At 41.3% G+C, this 4425-nt stretch carries 5 protein-coding genes; 3 read left to right on the top strand and 2 right to left on the bottom strand.

The genetic code is table 11. The annotated features are described in order from the left end of the window. Both L655_RS0109665 and L655_RS0109655 read right to left on the bottom strand, forming a co-directional pair. A partial coding sequence (locus L655_RS0109665) for an integrase arm-type DNA-binding domain-containing protein (RefSeq protein WP_024604900.1) occupies positions 1–852 on the bottom strand: 852 nt, incomplete at its 3' end. A 326-nt stretch (positions 853–1178) separates the two neighbouring features. Continuing rightward, entirely contained in the window at positions 1179–2039 is an 861-nt protein-coding gene (locus L655_RS0109655; protein ID WP_002958889.1) for a YicC/YloC family endoribonuclease, read from the bottom strand. A 179-nt stretch (positions 2040–2218) separates the two neighbouring features. Here L655_RS0109655 and rph point away from each other — a divergent pair, with 179 nt between their 5' ends. Genes rph through L655_RS0109640 form a run of 3 tightly spaced genes read left to right on the top strand, consistent with a single transcriptional unit; the run spans position 2219 to position 4032 of the window. Further along, a complete protein-coding gene (gene rph / locus L655_RS0109650) occupies positions 2219–2932 on the top strand; it encodes a ribonuclease PH (protein WP_002958890.1) in 714 nt (237 codons plus the stop codon). Positions 2933–2950: 18 nt separating this feature from the next. Beyond that, positions 2951–3595 carry an orotate phosphoribosyltransferase gene (gene pyrE / locus L655_RS0109645; protein ID WP_024604899.1) on the top strand — a complete coding sequence of 215 codons (645 nt, stop codon included), beginning with the start codon at positions 2951–2953 and terminating at the stop codon, positions 3593–3595. 56 nt (positions 3596–3651) lie between these two features. After that, entirely contained in the window at positions 3652–4032 is a 381-nt protein-coding gene (locus L655_RS0109640) for a diacylglycerol kinase (protein ID WP_024604898.1), read from the top strand. Positions 4033–4425: the final 393 nt, after the last annotated feature.

Genomic DNA, 4425 nt, shown 5'->3' with positions numbered 1-4425 from the left:
GTTAAACCAAGCAATGGCTTGGCGCGGTAAGGGGATGCTGATTGGCACGCCGGTTTTGCTGCGTTCTTTGGGTAGATCCCACACGCCCGTGGTTAAATCCATTTCACGCCACATGGCTTCGCACAGTTCGCTTTTGCGCACGCCCAACACCAAAAACAGGCAGCAAGCGAGGTAGTTGTCGCGGCCAAAGCTATTGATATGGGTATGAAACACGCTAAAGGCGTAGTGAATTTCCTCTTTGCTAAGCATCCTGTCTTTACTGGACTCCACGCCACCGGCATCGTCCACGGTAAATGCTGCGGCTGGGTTGTTCAGCGTTAAGTCGAGCTTTATCGCATGCCGAAACAGCTGCTTCATGTACATCAAGGTATCGTTGGCAATGGTAGGGCGGTTACTTTCTCGAATACGCTCTAATACTTCGCGCACGTCTCGTGCGGTCACCTCAGCAATACACTTAATGCCAATGACAGGGCTTATGTCTTTGGTGTAAACCCGATACGGAATCTTGGGATGCTTTAGTCGTCTACTCAGATCGGTTCGATACCAGTCATGGAACAGTTGATCCACGGTTTCAATGTCAGGTAACTCGATTTTCTGTTTTTCTAGAAGAGGATCTATGCCGTCACGTACTTCCTTTCGAAAGTATGCGGCGGCAATTCTGGCGTCTGCCAACGACATTAAAGGAAATTGCCCCAAGGTTGCTTCTCGTCTTCCTTTGGCTGTGGTGTAGCGGATCATCCAGTAAGGCGAGCCTTGTTTGCGGACGCAAAAGTATAGACCTTCACCATCTGAATATTTTTTTGGGTCGGCTTTGCTGTATGCAATAACCTGTTTTGCTGTGAGTTTTCCCATGTTTATTCCATAGTTGCTGAAATAATGGAGGGGGCAATAATGGCTGCCCACCACCGATTTGCTTATTGAATCAGCAACTAACCTGTTGTGGTGGCGAGTTAAATGCGAAAATTGGGTAACTTACTGCCCACCAATTTGCTCACCGCAAAACGCTTATTGAGCCAAAATGAGGGGGCTGCCCACCATTCTGCCCACCACTAAACAGGTAGTTGGTAACGGATATCTGCAAACCAATTTGGACGGGAAAAATAAAAAAGCCCTGTATTTACAAGTAAATAACAGGGCTTCTAAGACATTCTTGGACGGGTAACTTTCTACCCAGGAACCTATTCGATGTTTTGAATTTGCTCACGCATTTGCTCAATTAGTACTTTTAGCTCTACGGCTGCAGTAGTGATGTCACTATTGATAGACTTAGACGCTAGCGTGTTAGCTTCACGATTAAATTCTTGCATCATAAAATCTAAGCGGCGGCCACATGCGCCTCCTTTTTTAAGGATTTTTTTAGTTTCTTTAACGTGAGACTTTAAACGATCTAATTCTTCGGCTACATCTTGTTTTTGAGCAAGATAAATAAGTTCTTGTTCAAGGCGTGATTCGTCAATGTTTGCTGTTAAGTCTTCTAGCTTTTGAGCCAGCTTTTCACGTTGCCACTTAGCAATCTCGGGCATATGCGTTTCTACAATTTCTACTTGCTCTAAAATCGCATCAAGGCGGATTGCTATCATTTCTTCAAGGTTTGCACCTTCATCGCCACGGGCTGATTTAAAATCTTCGATTACTTGATCAAGACCAGCTATTAATGCTGTATTAACGCTATCCATATCAAGTTCTTCAGCTTCCATAACACCAGGCCAACGCAATATATCAACAGGATTAATATCGCCATTACTTTGTTGTTGAACCCATTTAGCGCTATTTATCAATTGCTCAGCAAGGGCTTGGTTAATTGATAGCTCACCAACATGGGCTGGATTTGCTACAAACTTTAAAAAGACCTCAACTTTACCGCGTTGTAAGTGTTTGCGTAAACGCTCACGAATAACTGGCTCCATGCCACGAAATTGCTCTGGTGCGCGAATAAATGTTTCAAGGTAACGCTGGTTCACTGAACGAACTTCCCAAGTGCCAGTTCCCCAATCGCCTTTTATTTCGCGACGCGCATAAGCTGTCATACTGTGGATCATGGATATTTTCCTAAATTAATAAATACAATATTACGATGATTATACCGTAACACTGCTTAAGCTCTAGGGAAAATTTAATACACTGAATATTTTGCATACAGCTATTTATTTAAATCAGCATGGTATCTATACCCACATACACTTATAATGTCGCAAATTCTGAATTAAGGGGATCGTCAATGCGTCCAAGCGAAAGAACACCTAACCAAATTAGACCTGTTACATTTACACGTAATTATACTTTGCATGCTGAAGGCTCAGTACTTGTTGAGTTTGGTAACACCAAAGTACTTTGTACAGCGACTGTTGAATCGGGCGTTCCTCGTTTCATGAAAGGCCAAGGTAAGGGTTGGATCAATGCTGAATACGGTATGTTACCGCGAGCAACGCATACACGTAATGCGCGTGAAGCTGCACGTGGTAAGCAGGGCGGTCGTACTATGGAAATTCAACGCTTAATTGCACGTGCACTTCGTGCGGCTGTTGATTTAAAAGCCCTTGGTGAAAACACGATTACTATCGACTGTGATGTTATTCAAGCAGATGGTGGTACACGTACTGCTTCTATAAGTGGCGCATGTGTTGCACTAGTTGATGCACTAACGCATATGCGTGCTAAAGGTATGATTAACTCAAACCCACTTAAGCATATGATTGCGGCTATTTCTGTAGGCATATACAAAGGTCAAGCAATTAGCGATTTAGAGTATATAGAAGATTCAGCTGCTGAGACTGATATGAACGTAATTTTAACTGAGACAGGTAAAATTATTGAAATTCAAGGTACAGCCGAAGGTGAACCTTTCTCGTTTGATGAGCTGGATGAATTACTTACTTTAGCCAAACACTCTATACGTGAAATCATTGACGTACAAAAGCAAGCATTAGCATAAATAGGTAGGCCACTAGATATGAAAGATTATCAAAAAGAGTTTATAGAATTTGCTCTAGAGAAGCAGGTATTAAAGTTTGGTGAGTTTACTTTAAAGTCAGGGCGAACAAGTCCGTACTTTTTTAATGCTGGCTTATTTAACACTGGTCGTGATTTAGCGCGTTTAGGTCGCTTCTATGCTGCAGCATTGGAAGATTCATCGATAGAGTATGATGTATTATTTGGTCCTGCTTATAAAGGTATTCCAATAGCGACAACTACGGCAGTTGCATTAGCAGATCACTATGATAAAGATGTACCGTACTGTTTCAACCGTAAAGAGAAAAAAGCACACGGTGAAGGTGGTACGTTAGTAGGCTCAGAACTCAATGGCAAAATAATGCTAGTTGATGATGTAATTACCGCAGGTACCGCTATTCGTGAGTCCATGGAAATTATTGCACAAAATGGTGCAGACCTTAGTGGCGTTTTAATAGCATTAGATCGCCAAGAAAAAGGTAAAGCCGAGTTATCAGCTATTCAAGAAGTTGAGCGCGACTTTAATACCAAAGTAATTTCTATTGTAAAATTAGCTGATCTTATTAGCTACCTTGAAGTTCAAGGGACGATGGATGAACATTTAGCCTCAGTTAAAGCTTATCGTGATCAATACGGTGTAGCATAAATAAAAAGCCTCGCACTGCGGGGCTTTATTTTGACCTTCATTCATAGAGTTTATTAATGAAAGATATACTTAAACCAAATGGCTTAGGCCTCAAACGTGTTTTCAAAGCGACTTATTGTTCCTACCTAGGCTTCAGTGCTGCATTTAAAGAGGAAGCCGCATTTAGACAAGAGCTACTATTAAGCCTTATATTATTTCCTATTTCATTTTGGCTTGCTTCATCATTACTGCACTGGGCAATATTAGTAAGTTCACTGTTGGTTATACTAATAGTTGAATTATTAAATTCTGCAATTGAAGCATTAACAGATCGAGTAAGTACAGAATTGCATGTATTGTCAGGTAGAGCCAAAGATATGGGTTCTGCAGCCGTAACACTTTCATTAACGATCGTATTGATCATATGGGGTGTAAGTCTTTATATGAAGATCGTTTGAGCTCACTTTTAATATTAGTGAAGTTTAAGCGCCTTTAGTTGTTAATAAATTGATAGTTATGTTGTGTTTTTAACGTGTTTAGCTCAAATACTCAGCGAACAGTACTTTATTTCAAGTTTTCTTCAAAAAAGGGTTGATCTGTTTTCGGATCTCCCTATAATGCGACCCCACTGAGACGGGATATGGCGACGCGCAGCGGACAACGCATAGCGAGGCACGAACTACTCAGAGAGTTAAATAAAACTTCGGTTTTAAATCTTCTAAAAAGAAAGTTTAAAACTAAGTGTTGACTCAAAAAATAAAGGGTGTATTATTCGCATCCCTTGAGACGCCAAAGCGACTCAAAACGTTCTTTAACAATATAAAGCAATCATCTGTGTGGGCACTCGTACA

This window comes from Pseudoalteromonas sp. TAE79, from assembly GCF_000498015.1.
Lineage (GTDB): Bacteria > Pseudomonadota > Gammaproteobacteria > Enterobacterales > Alteromonadaceae > Pseudoalteromonas.
This window is presented reverse-complemented; position numbering and strand designations above follow the sequence as displayed.